A 15,843-nucleotide genomic window follows, 5' to 3' on the forward strand; every position below is an offset into this window, starting at 1 on the left:
GCAGTGCTGCGGAGCCTTCGGTCACCCAGCTGACGCTGAGCGACGACCGGCGGTCTCTGGTAACGAGGAGAACACTACGGGCGGGCCGCGATCGCCACCAAATCGGTGCGCCCCTCCCCCGCCGGAGCGTGGGCAGGGGCCTGCCCGACGCACGCCCGGATGGCAGGATCGTGGCCATGACCTCGCGCGTGCCGCTCCGCACCCTGTCCGCCGACGACCTCGCCGCGTTCCTCGCCGAGAAGCAGACGGCCTACGCCGCCCTGCGGGAGCGCGGCCTGGGCCTGGACCTCACGCGCGGCAAGCCGTCGGCCGAGCAGCTCGACCTCTCCGAGGACCTCCTGCGGCTGCCCAGCGGCCACCGCGACCGCTCGGGCGCCGACGTCCGCAACTACGGCGGCCTCGAGGGCCTCACCGAGCTGCGCGAGATCTTCGCCGAGCTGCTCGGCGTCGAGACCGCCCAGCTGATCTGTCAGGGCAACTCCTCCCTGACCCTCATGCACCAGGCCCTCACCGACCTGCTGCTGTGGGGCGGCCCGGGCTCCCCGCGGCCGTGGAAGGACGAGGAGACGATCAAGTTCGTCTGCCCCGTGCCCGGCTACGACCGCCACTTCTCCATGCTCGCCGACTTCGGCATCGAGATGGTCACCGTGCCGCTGCACGACGACGGCCCCGACGTCGAGGCCGTGCGCGCGCTCGTCGCCGACGACCCGAGCGTCAAGGGCCTGTGGATCGTGCCCACCTACGCCAACCCCACCGGCGCGGTCTGCAGCCACGAGGTGGCCGCCGCCCTCATGGGCATGCCGACCGCCGCCCCGGACTTCCGGGTCTTCTGGGACAACGCCTACGCCGTGCACCACCTCACCGACGACGAGGTGAAGTCGGTCGACCCGCTCAGCCTGGCCGCAGCCTCGGGCCACCCCGACCGCCCGCTGCTGTTCGCCTCCACCTCGAAGATCACCTTCGCCGGCGCCGGCGTCGCGGTGATGGCGATGTCGGAGACCAACAAGGCCTGGTTCCTCCAGCACCTCGGCATGGGCTCCATCGGCCCCGACAAGGTCAACCACCTGCGGCACGTGGAGTTCTTCGGCGACGCCGACGGCGTGCGCGCGCACATGCGCAAGCACCGCGACATCATCGCCCCGAAGTTCGCGGCCGTCGACGACGCCCTCACCGCCGAGCTCGACGGCCTCGAGATCGCCGAGTGGACCCGCCCCATCGGCGGCTACTTCGTCAACCTCGACGTCCTCGACGGCACCGCCACCCGCGTCGTCGAGCTGGCCAAGGCCGCCGGCATCGCGCTCACCCCCGCCGGCGCGTCCTACCCCCACGGCCAGGACCCCCGCGACCGCAACATCCGCCTCGCCCCCACCTTCCCGGCCCTGGCCGAGGTCGAGACCGCCATGGCCGGCGTCGCCACCTGCGTGGCGCTGGCTGCCGCCGAGGCGCTGTCCCGGGGCTGACGCGGGCCTGGCCGCCGATGACCCGGCTGACCGGGTGATCGTCTGCTCGGCACGCGAGATGTCGTGTGCCGAGCAGACACCTCGCGTGCCACGTCGCCGCAGCAACGCCACAGGGCGACGCCCCGGAGGTCGTCGCCCTGTGGCGTTGGTGCAGGTGGAGCGGAGGCGTCAGGCGCCGGCCTGCTCCTCGTCGACCGCGACGTTGCGGGTGCGGTTCGGGTCGACCTGGATGCCCGGGCCCATGGTGGTGGACACGGTGACCTTCTTGACGTAGCGGCCCTTGGAGCTGGCCGGCTTGAGTCGCAGGACCTCCTCGAGCGCCGCGGCGTAGTTCTCCGCGAGCTGGGACTCCGAGAAGGAGGCCTTGCCGATGATGAAGTGCAGGTTCGCGTGCCGGTCGACACGGAACTCGATCTTGCCGCCCTTGATGTCGGAGACGGCCTTGGCGACGTCGGGCGTCACGGTGCCGGTCTTCGGGTTGGGCATGAGGCCACGGGGGCCGAGGACGCGGGCGACCTTGCCGACCTTGCCCATCATGTCCGGGGTGGCGACGGCGGCGTCGAAGTCGGTCCAGCCGCCGGCGATGCGCTCGATGAGCTCGTCGCCACCGACGATGTCGGCACCGGCCGCACGGGCCTCCTCGGCCTTGTCGGCGTTCGCGAACACCAGGACCCGGACGGTCTTGCCGGTGCCGTGGGGCAGGCTGACGGTGCCGCGGACCAGCTGGTCGGCCTTGCGCGGGTCGACGCCCAGGCGCATGACGACGTCGACGGTCTCGTCGAACTTCTTCTTGCTGACGCTCTTGGCGAGCTTGATCGCGGCCAGCGGGCTGTGGATCTCGTTCTTGTCGAACGCCTCAGCCGCGGCGCGGTAGGTCTTGCTGCGCTGCATGGTGGTTCCTTCGGTGATCAGAGGAGATGTGGTCGGCGAGCCAGCGCGGCTCTCCCACGGATTCAGTCGACGGTGACGCCCATCGAGCGGGCAGTGCCCTCGACGATCTTCATCGCGGCGTCGATGTCGTTGGCGTTGAGGTCGGGCAGCTTGGTGCTGGCGATCTCGCGGACCTGGTCGCGGGTGAGCTTGCCGACCTTGTCCTTGTGGGGCACCGAGGAGCCCTTGGCCAGACCGGCCGCCTTCTTGATCAGCTCAGCCGCCGGAGGCGTCTTGGTGATGAAGGTGAAGGTGCGGTCCTCGTAGATGGTGATCTCGACGGGGATCACGTTGCCGCGCATGGCCTCGGTCTGGGCGTTGTACGCCTTGCAGAAGTCCATGATGTTGACGCCGTGCGGACCGAGGGCGGTACCGACGGGCGGGGCCGGGGTCGCGGCACCGGCCTGCAGCTGCACCTTGACCAGCGCAGCGATCTTCTTCTTGGGAGGCATCGAGGCTTCCTCTTCCTGTCTCGTGGTCGTCAGCGAGGACGTCGCGCGTCCTCTGCCACCTGGTGGGCCCGGCGAGCCGGGCAACCGGACTAGTGTGCCGGGCTCGCGCCCGGCGGGGGAAATCGACGTGCACCGGCGACGAGGCGCCGGCGACGACGTCAGACCCGCTGGATCTGGCTGAAGCTCAGCTCGACGGGGGTCTCGCGACCGAAGATCTCCACGAGCGCCTTGACGCGCTGCGACTCGGGGTTGATCTCGGTGATCGTGGCGTGCAGCGTCGCGAACGGGCCGTCGACGACCATGACGGAGTCGCCGGTGGCGAAGTCGGCGACCTCGACGGGCTTCTTCGCGACGGTGGTGCCGGCGGGGACGGTGCCCGCGGCGACGGCCTCGGCCTCGGCGCGCGCGACGACGGCGGGGGCGAGCATGTCCTCGACCTCGGTCATCGTCAGCGGCACGGGCTGGTGGCTGTTGCCGACGAAGCCGGTGACCGACGGCGTGTGCCGCACGGCCGACCAGGACTCGTCGGTGAGGTCCATGCGGACCAGGACGTAGCCGGGGAGCACGGTGCGCTTGACCATCTTGCGCTGGCCGTTCTTGATCTCCGCGACCTCCTCGGTGGGGACCACGATCTCGTGGATGTAGTCCTCCATGTTGAGGGAGATGATGCGGTTCTCGAGGTTCTGCTTCACCCGGTTCTCCATGCCGGAGTAGGTGTGCACCACGAACCAGTCGCCGGGCTTGGCCCACAGCTCGCGGCGGAAGGCCTCGAGCGGGTCGTCAGCGGCGGCCTCGTCGGCCTCGTCGTCGGCCTCGTCAGCGGAGTCCTCAGCGTCCTCGGGGGACTCCTCGACGTCCGCGGGGACCTCGTCGGTCGCCTCGTCGGCGACGTCGGCCTCGGCCGACTCCTCGAGGGACTCCTCGACGGTCTCCTCGACCTCGGGGTCCACGATCTGGTCCTGCTGCTCCGTCACGACTGCTCCATCGGATCACCGGACGCCGGACGGCGCCCGTGGACGGTCGGGAGGACCGTCCGGGGTTGGCTCACTGCTTGCTCTGGCCGCCGAAGACCTCGAGCGCCAGTCGACCGAACCCGAGATCGAGGGCGAAGACCAGCGCCATCACGACCAGCACGAAGACCATCACCACGATGAAGTAGGTGGTCAGCTGGTCGCGGGTCGGGTAGACGACCTTGCGCAGCTCGGCGACGACCTGGCGGTAGAAGGTGGGCAGGCTGGTGCGCTTGTCACTGGGACGCTCCCGCTTGCTGTCGCGGGGTCCCTGGACCGCCTTGCTGTCCGCCACGCCCTCACCTCGTTCCTCGTTCGACGACTGGTTCGTCCTCACCGTACGTCGGCCCGCCCCGGGATCGGAGTCCCGGGGCGGAGCCGCGCTGCAGGGCACGAGGGACTTGAACCCCCAACCTTCGGTTTTGGAGACCGATGCTCTGCCAGTTGAGCTAGTGCCCTCCGACGATCCGTCCCGGCCTCGCGGGCACGCCGAGAGACTGGAGGAAGACCGCCACCGGCACTCTACGGTGCCGACGCGCACGGCGTCCAAACGACTCCCCCGCCCCTACGATGACGCCATGACGGCCGGCCGGGATCTGCGCAGCCTCCCGAAGGCCCACCTGCACCTCCACTTCACCGGCTCGATGCGCCACGCCACGCTGCTGGAGCTGGCCGAGCGCGACGGCATCGCACTGCCGGACTCGCTGGTCTCGGAGTGGCCGCCTCGCCTGAGCGCCGCCGACGAGAAGGGCTGGTTCCGCTTCCAGCGGCTCTACGACCTCGCCCGCTCCGTGCTGCGCACCGAGGACGACGTGCGGCGCCTGGTGCGCGAGAGCGCCGAGGACGACGTCGCCGACGGTGGCCGCTGGCTGGAGATCCAGGTCGATCCCAGCGGCTACGGCGCCCGCTTCGGCGGCATCACCGCCTTCACCGACCTGGTGCTCGACGCCGCCCGCGCGGCCACGGACGCCACCGGACTGGGCATCGGCGTCGTCATCGCGGCCAACCGCACCCGTCACCCGCTCGACGCCCGCACCCTCGCGCGGCTGGCCGCCCAGTACGCCGACCGCGGGGTCGTCGGGTTCGGGCTGTCCAACGACGAGCGCCGCGGCCGCACCGCCGACTTCGCGGGAGCCTTCGCGATCGCCGAGCGCGCCGGGCTGCTGCTCGTGCCGCACGGAGGCGAGCTGCTCGGCCCCGGCTCGGTGCGCACCTGCCTCGACGCGCTCCACGCCGACCGGCTCGGGCACGGCGTCCGCAGCAGCGAGGACCCCCGCCTGCTGGAGGAGATCGCGCGCCGCGGCATCACCCTGGAGGTCTGCCCGACCTCGAACGTGGCGCTGGGCGTCTACACCGACCTCACCTCGGTGCCGCTGCCGACCCTGCTCGACGCCGGCGCGTCGGTGGCCCTCGGCGCGGACGATCCGCTGCTGTTCGGCTCGCGCCTGGCCGGCCAGTACGCCACGATGCGTGCGGCCCACGACCTCGACGACGCCGTCCTGGCCGAGCTGGCCCGGATGTCCCTGCGCGGCAGCCGGGCGCCGAGCGACCTGCGCGACGCCGCGCTGGCCGACGTCGACGCCTGGCTCGCCGCCCCCTCACCTCGGAGCGACCCATGAGCCTGCCCCCGCCGCCCCCGCCGCCCCCGCCGCCCCCGCCGCCCGGCGGCTGGTACCCGCCCCCGCAGGACGGCTCCGGGCAGCCGACCCACGGTCAGACCCCGCCTCCGCCGCCGACCGACGGATGGTCGGGGCCTCTGCCGGGCCAGCCGGGCCAGCCCTGGCCGCCGGCGCGGGAGAACCACCCGCGGGCCATCCCGGCCCTGGCACTGGGCTGCATCGCGCTGTTCGGCGGCTTCGTCTGCGGCCTCCCGTTCCTGCTCGGACCGGTGGCGGTGTTCCTCGGCGCCTCCGCGCGTCGTGGGATCGCCCAGGAGCCGCAGCGCTGGGCCGGCGCCACGGAGGCGCTCATCGGCCTCGTGCTGGGCGTCATCGCCACCGTGCTGGCCGTGATCGCGCTGATCATCGTGGTGGCCGTGATCGGGCTCGCGACCGCCGGATCGGTCTGAGCCCGGGCCTGCCCGGGCCTCGCTGGGCGGGCTACAGCGTGCAGCCGACGAGCACGGGCTCGTTGACCAGGACGATCCCGAAGCGCTCCCGGACGCCGTCGCGCACCTCGCGGGCCAGCGCGAGGAGGTCCTCGCTGCTCGCGCCGCCGCGGTTGGTGAGGGCCAGGGTGTGCTTGGTCGAGAGCCGGGCCGCGCCGCTGCCGTGACCCTTGGCGAAGCCGGCGTGCTCGATGAGCCAGGCGGCACTGGTCTTCACGGTGCCGTCGGGCTGCGGGTAGGCCGGTGCGCCCTCGGGCACCAGGGCCGGGGCGACGACGGGGTTGGTGAAGAACGAGCCGGCCGACCAGGTGTCGTGGTCGGCGTCGTCGAGCACCATGCCCTTGCCGGCGCGCAGCCCGAGCACGGCCTCGCGGACGGCGGCCAGCTCGACGCGCCCGCCCACCTCGACGCCGAGCGTGCGGGCCAGCTCGGCGTAGCGCACGGGCTCGCCGAGGGTGCCGCGGCGCAGCTGGAAGGTGACCGAGAGGACGACGTGCCGGGCGGGGTCGGCCTTGAAGCGGGAGTGGCGGTAGCCGAAGCCGCAGTCGGCGGCGGCGAAGGTGCGCACCGTGCGGGCCTGGCGGTCCCAGGCGCGCACGCTCGCGATGGTGCCGGAGACCTCCTGGCCATAGGCGCCGACGTTCTGCACCGGCGTCGCGCCGACGCTGCCGGGGATGCCCGAGAGCGCCTCGACGCCGATCCAGCCGCGGCGCACCGCCTGCGCGACGAAGGGGTCCCACGGCTCGCCCGCGGCGACCGTGACCAGGACGCCGCCGCAGGAGATCGCCTCGGCGTCGTCGACGTCGGGCACGATCCCGCGGGTGGCGACCTCGACGACGCGGCCCGGGAAGCCGGCGTCGGAGACCACGAGGTTGCTGCCGCCGCCGAGCACGAGCACGGGCGTGCCGGCGTCGTCGGCCTCGCTGACGGCGGCGATGAGCTGCTCCTCGGTGTCGGCGCGCACCCACTCCCGCGCCGGACCGCCGAGGCGGAGGGTGGTGCGCTCGGCCAGCGTGGGGGCGTGGGCCGGCTCAGACACCGACGACGGCCTTCGGCATGCCGAGCACCTTGGCGCCGGCGCAGGTGACCTCGAGGGCGAGGGTGGCGCGGCCGTCGTCGACGGCCTTGACGCTGCCACGCACCTCGACGACCACGCCCTCGTCGTCGTCGGGCACGAGCACGGGCGCGGTGAACTTCGAGCCGAGCTCGAGGACCTCGGCGTCGCCGGTCCAGGAGGCCACGGCGCGCGCGGCCAGGGCGAGGGTGAGCATGCCGTGCGCGATGACGCCCGGCAGGCCGACGGCCACCGCGGTGCGCTCGTTCCAGTGGATGGGGTTGAAGTCGCCGCTGGCGCCGGCGTAGCGCACGAGGTCGGCGCGGGTGACGGGGTAGCGCTGCAGCGGCAGCTCGGCGCCGGGGGTCAGCGTCACGGCGCTCATGCGGCCTCCCCCGCCCGGTGGACCAGGGTGGCCGAGCCGGTGCAGACGAGGGCGCCGTCGGCGTCGCGGATCTCGCTGCGGGTGCCGATGAGGTCGTTGCCGCCGATGGTGCGCAGGGTGGCCACGCCGAGGGTGGCGGTGAGGACGTCGCCGGGGCGGACGGGCCGCTCGTAGGCGAAGCGCTGCTCGCCGTGGACGATGCGGGAGAGCTCGACGCCGACCTCGTCGAGGAAGGCGCTCATCGCGTCGAAGGCGACGACGATCGGGAAGGTGGCCGGCACCGGGCCGCCGTCCCAGGTGCCGCCGGTGGCCGCCGCGAACGCGCGGACGCGCTCCTCGGTGACCAGGTAGGGGGCGGTCGGCTCGAAGGTGCGACCGACCAGGTCCGCGTCCAGTGCCATGGCCTCCACCCTAGTGCCGCGCCGCGCGCCCCCCGAACATGCGCTAGGACATGCGACAGGCCCCCGGGAGGGATCCCGGGGGCCTGTCGGAGAAGACGTCGCGCTGAGGCGTCAGCGGGTCTCGCGGTGCGCGGTGTGGGTGCGGCACCGGGGGCAGAACTTCGCCAGCTCGAGCCGGTCGGGGTCGTTGCGGCGGTTCTTCTTGGTGATGTAGTTGCGCTCCTTGCAGTCCACGCACGCAAGCGTGATCTTGGGGCGAACGTCGCTGCTCTTGCTGGCCACGGGAAGTCCTCGGGATCGTCGGTTGCTCTGGGATGCTCCACCCGGAGCGGCTGGTTGGTAGCGGGGGCGGGACTCGAACCCGCGACACCACGATTATGAGCCGTGTGCTCTAACCACCTGAGCTACCCCGCCACAAGGGTCCGGCCGGGGCCGTCTCCCAGAGCCCCTTTACGGAATCGAACCGTAGACCTTCTCCTTACCATGGAGACGCTCTGCCGACTGAGCTAAAGGGGCAACGAGCGAGAACAGTACACAACCGCTCCGGGATGGAGAAATCGGCACCGCGACCCCGGCGTCGAACCCGGCGGACACCCCGATCAGACCCCCGGGACGGCCCGGATCGAGGCCGGCGGGAGGGCCTCCTCGAGCTCGTAGGCCAGCTCCAGGAGGCGGGCCTCGCGACCCAGTCCGGCGCTCAGCATGACCCCCAGCGGCGCGCCCTCGGCGTCCTGCGCGAGGGGCAGGGAGAGGGCGGGGTCGCCGGTGACGTTGGCCAGCGGCGTGAAGGCCACCCAGCCGAGCAGCCGCTCGACGACGACGTCGTAGGGCTGGGTGGGATCCAGGTGCCCGATCATCGGGGTGGGCGTGGCCAGGGTCGGCGTCAGGAGCACGTCGTGGCGCTCGTAGAAGGCCGCCGAGCGGGCCGGGGCCTGGCGCAGCCGCCGCACGGCGCCCGGGACGCGGTGCAGCCGCCGCCGTGCGTGGGCGGCCAGGCCGCGGGTGAGGGCGTCGGTGCGCGAGGCGTCCCAGGTGCGCCCGAAGGTGAGGCGTCCACCCTGGGTGATCGCCAGCGCCAGCAGGCCCCAGTAGAGGAGGAAGTCGTCGGCGAACCCCGCGTCGACGCCGAGGTCGTCGACCTCCTCGACGTGGTGGCCCAGCGACTCCAGGACGCCGGCGACGCGCCGCACCTCCGCGGCCACCTCCGGCACGGCCGGGTGCAGCAGACCGGCGGTGTTGACGCCGACGAGCAGGCGCGAGCGTCCCGGGCGGGTGATGTCGTCGACGGGCGGCAGGGCCAGCGGCCGGTAGACCTTCTCGGCCTCGCGGAGGAACGCCGCGGTGTCGCGGACGGTGCGGGTGAGCACGCCGTCGGCGACGATGCGCACCGGCATCTGGCGGGTGAGGGCGTCCTGCGGCAGGCGGCCGCGGCTCGGCTTGAGCCCGACGAGGCCGTTGACGGCCGCCGGGATGCGGATCGACCCGCCGCCGTCGTTGCCGTGCGCGATCGGGACGGCGCCGGCCGCGACCAGCGCACCGGAGCCCGCCGAGCTGGCGCCGGCGGTGCGCGCGAGGTCCCACGGCGAGCGCACCGGACCCAGACGCGGGTGCTCGGCGGAGGCGGAGAAGCCGAACTCCGAGAGCTGGGAGGTGCCGATCGGCAGCAGCCCGGTGGCCAGCAGCGCCCGGGCGAGGTCGCCGTCGGCCCTGGCCGGGCGCGCGAGGAAGGCGTCGGTGCCGTGCTGGGCCGGCAGCCCCGCCACCTCGACGTTGTCCTTGACGACGGTGGGCACGCCGGCGAACCAGCCCGGACGCGGGTCGCGCGCCTCGGCCCGGGCGCGGTCGTAGGCGCGGTGGGCCATCGCGCCCAGGGGGCCCGCGACCCGCTCGGTGCGGGCGATCGCGGCCTCCACCACCTCGGGGACGCTCACGCGTCCGGCGTGCAGGGCCTCGACGAGGCCGACGGCGTCGAGGTCGCCGAGGGCGTCGTCGGCGAAGGCGTGCAGGCGCGTCATGGACGCAACCTAGCGACTGGCGTCGCGGTTCACAGGGCGCTGAACAGCAGCCACGCCAGCAGCGGCATCAGCAGGCTGGTGAGCAGCGCCGTCAGCCCCATGCCGAGGCCGGCGAAGGCGCCCTCGACCTCGTCCTCGTGGAGCACCCGGGCGGTGCCGATGCCGTGGGACACCGAGCCCATCGCCAGGCCGCGCGCCCGGCGGTCGCGCACCCGCATCAGGGTCAGGAGCGTCGGGCCGGCGATCGCGCCGAGGATGCCGACGAGGATCGTCAGGGCCGCCGACAGCTCGGGGATGCCGCCCAGGGTGTGCGAGAGGGCCAGCGAGACCGGCGTCGTCGTCGCCTTCGGCGCCATGGTGCGCTGAAGGACGTCCGCTCCCCCGAGCACCCGCACCAGCAGGACGCCGCTGACCACCGACACCACCGCGCCGAGCGCGACGATGCCGAGCATCGGCACCACGAAGCCCTTGAGCCGATGGGCCTGGCGGTGCAGCGGCAGCGCGAGCGCCACCGTCGCCGGGCCGAGCCAGAAGCTGAGCACCGAGACGTCGTCGAGGTAGGCGCGGTAGTCGACGTCGAGCAGCGTCATGACCGGCGCGACGAGGAGCACCGCCACCACCACCGGCTGCGCCAGCGGGTGGCCGTGCGTGGCGTCGCGCAGGCGCACGCCGAGGAGGTAGCCGGCCAGCGTCAGGCCCACCATCGGCAGCGGGGACGTGCGCGCCCACTCCAGCAGGTCGCTCACGACGCCCCCGTCCCGGCCGCGCCGCCCTCGGGGATCGTCCCGGCGTCGCCGACGTCGGCCGGCGCCCCCGCCGCACCGGCGGCGTCGACGTCGTGCCCGCGGTCGAACAGCGAGGTCAGCAGCGCCACCGTCGCCAGTCCGAGCGCCCACGAGCCCACCACCGCGACGCCGATCGGCAGCGCGTCGGCGCGCAGGGTGCCCAGGTAGGCGACGATCCCGACCGCCGGCGGCACGAAGAGCAGCTGCATGTGGCGCAGCAGGACGTCGGCCACCCGGATCGTGCCGACCTCGCTGCGCGGCGAGGCGTCCGGGCGCCGCCACTGGAGCCAGGAGAACAGCAGCAGCATCCCGACGACCGACCCCGGCACGCTGAGCCCGGTGACCGTCACGATCGCCTCGCCCGCGGCCTGGCAGGCCAGCAGCACGACGAGTCCCCACAGCACCTGCGCAGTCTTCCAACCCCGGGGTGCTGGTGGCGGGTGGTTGGGGGTGATGCTGCTCTCAGGGTGGCGCCCAGGAGTTCCCCGGCTGACCGGGGAACTTCTCATTGGTCAGGGGAAGTTGGGGGCCCTGACGGCCAAGTTCCCCTGACCAATCGGCCCGTCGTCCACAGGTCCCACAGGTCACCGACGCTCGCGCAGCCGGACGTGGGGCAGCTCGGGGGCGGGGATGCGCTCCTGCTCGCTCTCGACGACGCCGAAGCGGCCGTCCTCGGCCCGGCCGCCGGCGACCTGACGCTGCCAGTCCTCGCGGGCGGCGGCGACGTCCTCGTGGGTGCGGCCCACGAAGTTCCACCACATCACGATCGAGGACTCGAAGGGCGGACCGCCCAGGAGCAGCAGACGCACGGGCTCGGCTCCCGCCTCCAGTCGCAGCGAGGAGCGGCCGGGGGCGAGGTAGCCGAGCTCGTTGCGGCCCAGGGGCTCGCCGTCGACGGTCAGCGCCGAGGCGCCGTCGCCGAGGTCGACCAGGACGCCGTGCTCGAAGGCGGAGTCGACGTCGAGGTCGAGGACGGCGCCGGGCTCGAGGAGCACCTCCGCGCCGAGCAGCGGCGTGTGGGTGGCCACCGGGGACGTGACGCCGGCCAGGGCGCCGAGGAAGACCCGCAGCTCGTGACCCTCCCCGCGCACGGGCTCGGGGACGTGGTGCTCGAAGGCGGGCGCGACGTCGAGGGCGGCGTCGGGCAGCGCCACCCACAGCTGGGCGCCGTGGAGGACGGTGGTGCCGGGCGTGGAGTTCTCGGAGTGGCTGATGCCGCGTCCGGCGGTCATCAGGTTGACCTCGCCGGGGCGCACCATCGCGCGGTGGCCGGCGCTGTCGCGATGCTCGACCTCGCCGGTGAACAGCCAGCTCACCGTCTGCAGCCCGGTGTGGGGATGCGGGGCGACGACCATGCCGCCGGTGGTCGCGACGTCGTCGGGGCCGTAGTGGTCGACGAAGCACCAGGCGCCGATCAGCGAGCGCTCGCGCTGCGGCAGGGTGCGCCGCACCGTCATGGCCCGCGGACCGCCGAGCGGCACCTGCCGGGGCGTCATGACCTGCAGCGCGGCGGGCGCACCGCCCGCCGCGCAGACGACCTCGTCGGGGTCGGCGTCGAGATTGCTCACGGCGTCGAGCCTAGGCCGTCGGTCAGCTCAGCTGGTCGGGCGAGACCGGACGCTGCTCGCGGTCGTCGTCGCCGGTGTGGGCGGTGTAGGAGCCGGCGTCGCTGGGCACCGGGCCGGTGGTCGTCGAGCGCTCCAGGCGCACGATGATCGACTTGAACGCCGGCTGGTTGCTGCCTTCGGCCTTGTGCTTGAGCGCGATCAGCGGGTTGGTCTCGGGGTAGTACGCCGCCGCGCAGCCGCGGGGCTGCTCGTAGGAGACGACCCGGAAGGCCGGAGCCTGACGCGTGGAGCCGTCGGGCCACTCGCTGATGAGATCGACGAGGTCGCCCTCGGCGAACCCGAGCTCGGCCATGTCGTCGGCGTTCAGGAACACCACCCGACGCCCGTTCTTGATGCCGCGGTAGCGGTCGTCGAGGCCGTAGATCGTGGTGTTGAACTGGTCGTGGGAGCGCATCGTCTGCAGCAGCAGCCGGCCCTCCGGGACCTCCAGGATCGCCAGCGGGGTGCGGGTGAAGACGGCCTTGCCGACCTCGGTGGGGAAGGTGCGGCTGTCGCGCGGCGGGTGCGGCAGGACGAACCCGCCCGGCTGCTCGACGAGCTCGTCGTAGCCCTCGCAGCCCGGTGCGACGCGGGCGATGCGGCGCCGGATCTCGGTGTAGTCGGAGCGGAAGGCGTCCCAGGGCAGGGAGCCGGTGGCGTCGGTGCGCCCGGCGAGGGTGGCCTCGGCCATCGAGCAGACGATGTCGACCTCCGAGCGCAGGTGCTCCGAGGCCGGCTCGAGCGGTCCCTTCGAGGCGTGCACCGCGGACATGGAGTCCTCGACGGTGACCCGCTGCGGGCTGCCGCCGGTGAGGTCCTTCTCGCTGCGACCCAGCGCCGGGAGGATCAGCGCCTCCTGGCCGTGGACGACGTGCGAGCGGTTCAGCTTGGTGGAGACGTGGACGGTGAGCGCGGCCTTGCGCAGCGCCTCCTCGGTGACGGCGGTGTCGGACATCGCCGAGACGAAGTTGCCGCCCATGCCGAAGAAGACCTTCGCCTCGCCGTCGAGCAGCGCCTGGACGGCGGCGACGGCGTCGAGACCGTGCTCGCGGGGCGGCTTGAAGCCGAACTCCTCCTGGAGGTTGTCGAGGAAGTGCGCCGGCGGCTTCTCCCAGATGCCCATGGTGCGGTCGCCCTGGACGTTGGAGTGGCCACGCACCGGGCACAGACCCGCACCGGGCTTGCCGATGTTGCCCTGCAGGAACGCGAGGTTGGCGAGCTCCTTGACGGTGGCGACGCCGTTGTGGTGCTGGGTGATGCCCATCGCCCAGCACAGGACGGTGGCCGAGGAGTCGGCGAACATCCGCGCCGCCTCCTCGATCTGCGCGCGCTCGAGGCCCGTGGACCGCTCGACCAGCGCCCAGTCGAGCTCGCGGACGCCGGCGGCCCAGTCCTCGAAGCCGACGGTGTGCTCGGCGATGAACGCGTGGTCGACGGCGTCCCACTCCAGCAGGAGCGCGCCGATGGCCTGGAAGAGGGCGAGGTCGCCGTTGATGCGCACCGGCAGGTGCAGGTCGGCGATGCCGGTGCCGTTGCCGACGACGCCGCGCACCTTCTGCGGGTTCTTGAACCGCACCAGGCCGGCCTCGCGCAGGGGGTTGATGGCGATGATGCGTCCGCCGTTGCGCTTGGCCTTCTCCAGCGCCGAGAGCATGCGCGGGTGGTTGGTGCCGGGGTTCTGGCCGGCGACGACGATGAGCTCGGCGGTCTCGACGTCGTGCAGGCTCACCGAGCCCTTGCCGATGCCGATGACCTCGGCGAGGCCCACCGAGGTGGACTCGTGGCACATGTTCGAGCAGTCGGGCAGGTTGTTGGTGCCGTAGGCGCGCACGAAGAGCTGGTAGGCGAAGGCGGCCTCGTTGGAGACCTTGCCGGAGGTGTAGAAGATCGCCTCGTCGGGGCTGACGGCGTTGAGGTGGCGCGCGATCGTGGCGTGCGCCTCGTCCCAGGAGACGGGCGTGTAGTGGGTGGCGCCGGGGCGCAGCACCATCGGCTCGGTGATGCGGCCCTGCTGGCCCAGCCAGTAGTCGCTGCGCTCGCGCAGCTCGGCGACGGGGTGCGCGGCGAAGAACTCCGGCCCGATGCGGCGGGTGGTGGCCTCCTCGGCGACGGCCTTCGCGCCGTTCTCGCAGAACTCCGCGGTGTGACGGTGCCCGGCGGGCGGGTCGGGCCAGGCGCAGCCCTGGCAGTCGAAGCCCTCGACCTGGTTGAGCCGCAGCAGCGTCTGCGCCGTGCGCGTGACGCCCATCTGCTCCACCGAGTGCTTCATCGCCACCGCGACGGCGGTGACGCCGGCCGCGGCGTGGGCGGTGCCGCCCGCCTCGACCTTGGACTCGTCGATGTCGTGGACCGGGGGCTTGCGTCGCAGGAGACCCATGCGTCCCATCCTGCATCGGCGTCCCGGATCACCCCACCACCCGCCGGGGGGTCAGGGCCGCCCGGTGGGTGCTCAGAGCCTCCGGCCCGCCCACGACCAGGCGTAGGCGTCGTCCTCGCAGGCGCGGGCGCCCTCGCCGAGCAGCAGCGGCGCGAAGGTGTCGACCATGAAGGCGGTCTCCTCGAACCGCTCGGCGCCCAGCGCGGCCTCCACGGCGGCCGGCTGCGGGCCGTGCGCGTGACCTCCGGGGTGCAGGGACACCGAGCCGACGCCGATGCCCGAGCCCTTGCGGGCCTCGTAGTCGCCGGCCATGTAGAGCATGACCTCGTCGGAGTCGACGTTGGAGTGCGTGTAGGGCGTCGGCACCGCGAGCGGGTGGTAGTCGACCTTGCGGGGCATGAAGGCGCACAGCACGAACCGGTCGCCCTCGAGCACCTGGTGCACCGGCGGCGGCTGGTGGACCTTGCCGGTGATCGGCATGAAGTCCTCGAGGTTGAAGGTGTAGGGGTGCAGGGCGCCGTCCCAGCCGACGACGTCGAAGGGGTGCGTGGCGTGGACGTGACGGGTGCCGAGCAGCTCGCCGCCGACGCGATGCTTGACCAGCACCTCGACGTCGGCGCCCTCGACCAGCAGCGGCTCGGTGGGGCCGTGGAGGTCGCGCTCGCAGTAGGGGGCGTGCTCGAGGAGCTGGCCGTAGCGCGAGAGGTAGCGCCGCGGCGGCGCGATGTGGCCGGTGGCCTCGACGACGTAGAGGCGGCTGACCTCGGCCGGCACCCAGCGATGGGTGGTGCCGCGCGGGATGACGACGAGGTCACCCGGCCGGTAGGGCAGCACGCCGAAGACGGTCTCGACGACGCCGTGGCCCTCCTGGACGACGACGCACTCGTCGCCGATCGCATCGCGGTAGAGCGGCGACGCCGCGCCGGCCAGGACGCTGAGCAGCCGGACGTCGCCGTTGCCGAGCAGCAGCCGGCGTCCGGTGACGGCGTCGATCGTGGCCGCGTCGGCCTCGGACGGGTCGAGCGCCGGGAGCCGCAGGTGGCGCGGCAGCAGCGGGTGGTTGGGCGTCAGCGAGGTGTCGCCGAGCTCCCACACGTCGGCGGCCACGAGCGCCGAGGGGACGCCGCGGTGGTAGAGCAGCGAGGAGGCCGAGGAGAAGCCCTCCTCGCCCATCAGCTCCTCGGAGTAGAGCCGCCCGTCGGGGTCGCGGTGCTGGGTGTGACGATGACGGGGGACGTCCCCCACGCGGCGGTAGTGCAC

General features: G+C 73.1%; 17 protein-coding genes and 3 tRNA genes. 3 read left to right on the forward strand and 17 right to left on the reverse strand.

Going from position 1 to position 15,843, the window contains the following annotated elements; all coding sequences use genetic code 11:
* Nucleotides 1-176 precede the first annotated feature (176 nt).
* Nucleotides 177-1,460: an aspartate aminotransferase type Ic gene (locus ACZDWJ_RS09530; RefSeq protein WP_463520716.1), complete on the forward strand. Its 1,284-nt coding sequence runs from the start codon at nt 177-179 to the stop codon at nt 1,458-1,460.
* 168 nt (nt 1,461-1,628) lie between these two features.
* On the opposite strand, the gene rplA is transcribed toward ACZDWJ_RS09530, so the two are convergent.
* From rplA to ACZDWJ_RS09555, 5 genes are all read right to left on the reverse strand, one after another.
* Complete coding sequence (gene rplA / locus ACZDWJ_RS09535) at nt 1,629-2,351, reverse strand: 50S ribosomal protein L1 (protein WP_463520717.1); 723 nt, start codon at nt 2,349-2,351, stop codon at nt 1,629-1,631.
* A 62-nt stretch (nt 2,352-2,413) separates the two neighbouring features.
* Nucleotides 2,414-2,842 carry a 50S ribosomal protein L11 gene (rplK, locus tag ACZDWJ_RS09540; protein WP_463520718.1) on the reverse strand — a complete coding sequence of 143 codons (429 nt, stop codon included), beginning with the start codon at nt 2,840-2,842 and terminating at the stop codon, nt 2,414-2,416.
* Nucleotides 2,843-3,000: 158 nt separating this feature from the next.
* Nucleotides 3,001-3,816, reverse strand: a complete 816-nt coding sequence (nusG, locus tag ACZDWJ_RS09545; RefSeq protein ID WP_463520719.1) for a transcription termination/antitermination protein NusG — start codon at nt 3,814-3,816, stop codon at nt 3,001-3,003.
* A gap of 70 nt (nt 3,817-3,886) precedes the next feature.
* Nucleotides 3,887-4,147: a preprotein translocase subunit SecE gene (secE, locus tag ACZDWJ_RS09550; protein WP_463520720.1), complete on the reverse strand. Its 261-nt coding sequence runs from the start codon at nt 4,145-4,147 to the stop codon at nt 3,887-3,889.
* Nucleotides 4,148-4,238: 91 nt separating this feature from the next.
* Nucleotides 4,239-4,311: transfer RNA gene (locus tag ACZDWJ_RS09555), tRNA-Trp, on the reverse strand.
* 119 nt (nt 4,312-4,430) lie between these two features.
* Here ACZDWJ_RS09555 and ACZDWJ_RS09560 point away from each other — a divergent pair.
* Together ACZDWJ_RS09560 and ACZDWJ_RS09565 are read left to right on the forward strand one after the other, a co-directional pair.
* Nucleotides 4,431-5,471, forward strand: coding sequence for an adenosine deaminase (locus tag ACZDWJ_RS09560; protein ID WP_463520721.1), 1,041 nt, complete (start codon nt 4,431-4,433; stop codon nt 5,469-5,471).
* Nucleotides 5,468-5,920, forward strand: a complete 453-nt coding sequence (locus tag ACZDWJ_RS09565) for a DUF4190 domain-containing protein (RefSeq protein WP_463520722.1) — start codon at nt 5,468-5,470, stop codon at nt 5,918-5,920. Before ACZDWJ_RS09560 ends, ACZDWJ_RS09565 begins: the two co-directional genes overlap by 4 nt.
* Before the next feature lie 31 nt (nt 5,921-5,951).
* Here ACZDWJ_RS09565 and ACZDWJ_RS09570 read toward each other — a convergent pair whose 3' ends face one another.
* The 12 genes from ACZDWJ_RS09570 to ACZDWJ_RS09625 form a co-directional block, all read right to left on the reverse strand.
* Nucleotides 5,952-6,998, reverse strand: coding sequence for a UDP-N-acetylmuramate dehydrogenase (locus tag ACZDWJ_RS09570; RefSeq protein ID WP_463520723.1), 1,047 nt, complete (start codon nt 6,996-6,998; stop codon nt 5,952-5,954).
* Nucleotides 6,991-7,398: a MaoC/PaaZ C-terminal domain-containing protein gene (locus ACZDWJ_RS09575; RefSeq protein ID WP_463520724.1), complete on the reverse strand. Its 408-nt coding sequence runs from the start codon at nt 7,396-7,398 to the stop codon at nt 6,991-6,993. Before ACZDWJ_RS09575 ends, ACZDWJ_RS09570 begins: the two co-directional genes overlap by 8 nt.
* Entirely contained in the window at nt 7,395-7,799 is a 405-nt protein-coding gene (locus ACZDWJ_RS09580; RefSeq protein WP_463520725.1) for an FAS1-like dehydratase domain-containing protein, read from the reverse strand. Before ACZDWJ_RS09580 ends, ACZDWJ_RS09575 begins: the two co-directional genes overlap by 4 nt.
* A gap of 111 nt (nt 7,800-7,910) precedes the next feature.
* Nucleotides 7,911-8,081, reverse strand: coding sequence for a 50S ribosomal protein L33 (gene rpmG, locus ACZDWJ_RS09585; RefSeq protein WP_185252483.1), 171 nt, complete (start codon nt 8,079-8,081; stop codon nt 7,911-7,913).
* Nucleotides 8,082-8,136: 55 nt separating this feature from the next.
* A tRNA-Met gene (locus tag ACZDWJ_RS09590) sits at nt 8,137-8,213 on the reverse strand.
* Between the two features lie 29 nt (nt 8,214-8,242).
* Nucleotides 8,243-8,315 (reverse strand) — tRNA-Thr (locus ACZDWJ_RS09595).
* An 83-nt stretch (nt 8,316-8,398) separates the two neighbouring features.
* On the reverse strand, nt 8,399-9,814 hold the full coding sequence (locus ACZDWJ_RS09600; RefSeq protein WP_463520726.1) for an amidase: 1,416 nt from the start codon (nt 9,812-9,814) through the stop codon (nt 8,399-8,401).
* A 29-nt stretch (nt 9,815-9,843) separates the two neighbouring features.
* Nucleotides 9,844-10,560: an LrgB family protein gene (locus ACZDWJ_RS09605; RefSeq protein ID WP_463520727.1), complete on the reverse strand. Its 717-nt coding sequence runs from the start codon at nt 10,558-10,560 to the stop codon at nt 9,844-9,846.
* Nucleotides 10,557-11,003, reverse strand: coding sequence for a CidA/LrgA family protein (locus tag ACZDWJ_RS09610; RefSeq protein ID WP_463520728.1), 447 nt, complete (start codon nt 11,001-11,003; stop codon nt 10,557-10,559). Before ACZDWJ_RS09610 ends, ACZDWJ_RS09605 begins: the two co-directional genes overlap by 4 nt.
* A gap of 180 nt (nt 11,004-11,183) precedes the next feature.
* Entirely contained in the window at nt 11,184-12,167 is a 984-nt protein-coding gene (locus ACZDWJ_RS09615) for a pirin family protein (protein WP_463520729.1), read from the reverse strand.
* A 22-nt stretch (nt 12,168-12,189) separates the two neighbouring features.
* Entirely contained in the window at nt 12,190-14,583 is a 2,394-nt protein-coding gene (locus ACZDWJ_RS09620) for an FdhF/YdeP family oxidoreductase (RefSeq protein ID WP_463520730.1), read from the reverse strand.
* A gap of 72 nt (nt 14,584-14,655) precedes the next feature.
* Nucleotides 14,656-15,843 carry a homogentisate 1,2-dioxygenase gene (locus ACZDWJ_RS09625; protein ID WP_463520731.1) on the reverse strand — a complete coding sequence of 396 codons (1,188 nt, stop codon included), beginning with the start codon at nt 15,841-15,843 and terminating at the stop codon, nt 14,656-14,658.

It is taken from the genome of Nocardioides sp. B129/18 (assembly GCF_055282735.1).

What these genes read in the sequence shown, in the direction of transcription:
- ACZDWJ_RS09530 (WP_463520716.1), top strand. Translation starts at nt 177, where the DNA reads ATGACCTCGCGCGTGCCGCTCCGCACCCTGTCCGCCGACGACCTCGCC.
- rplA (WP_463520717.1), bottom strand. Translation starts at nt 2,351, where the DNA reads ATGCAGCGCAGCAAGACCTACCGCGCCGCGGCTGAGGCGTTCGACAAG.
- rplK (WP_463520718.1), bottom strand. Translation starts at nt 2,842, where the DNA reads ATGCCTCCCAAGAAGAAGATCGCTGCGCTGGTCAAGGTGCAGCTGCAG.
- ACZDWJ_RS09560 (WP_463520721.1), top strand. Translation starts at nt 4,431, where the DNA reads ATGACGGCCGGCCGGGATCTGCGCAGCCTCCCGAAGGCCCACCTGCAC.
- ACZDWJ_RS09565 (WP_463520722.1), top strand. Translation starts at nt 5,468, where the DNA reads ATGAGCCTGCCCCCGCCGCCCCCGCCGCCCCCGCCGCCCCCGCCGCCC.
- ACZDWJ_RS09575 (WP_463520724.1), bottom strand. Translation starts at nt 7,398, where the DNA reads ATGAGCGCCGTGACGCTGACCCCCGGCGCCGAGCTGCCGCTGCAGCGC.
- ACZDWJ_RS09580 (WP_463520725.1), bottom strand. Translation starts at nt 7,799, where the DNA reads ATGGCACTGGACGCGGACCTGGTCGGTCGCACCTTCGAGCCGACCGCC.
- ACZDWJ_RS09600 (WP_463520726.1), bottom strand. Translation starts at nt 9,814, where the DNA reads ATGACGCGCCTGCACGCCTTCGCCGACGACGCCCTCGGCGACCTCGAC.
- ACZDWJ_RS09620 (WP_463520730.1), bottom strand. Translation starts at nt 14,583, where the DNA reads ATGGGTCTCCTGCGACGCAAGCCCCCGGTCCACGACATCGACGAGTCC.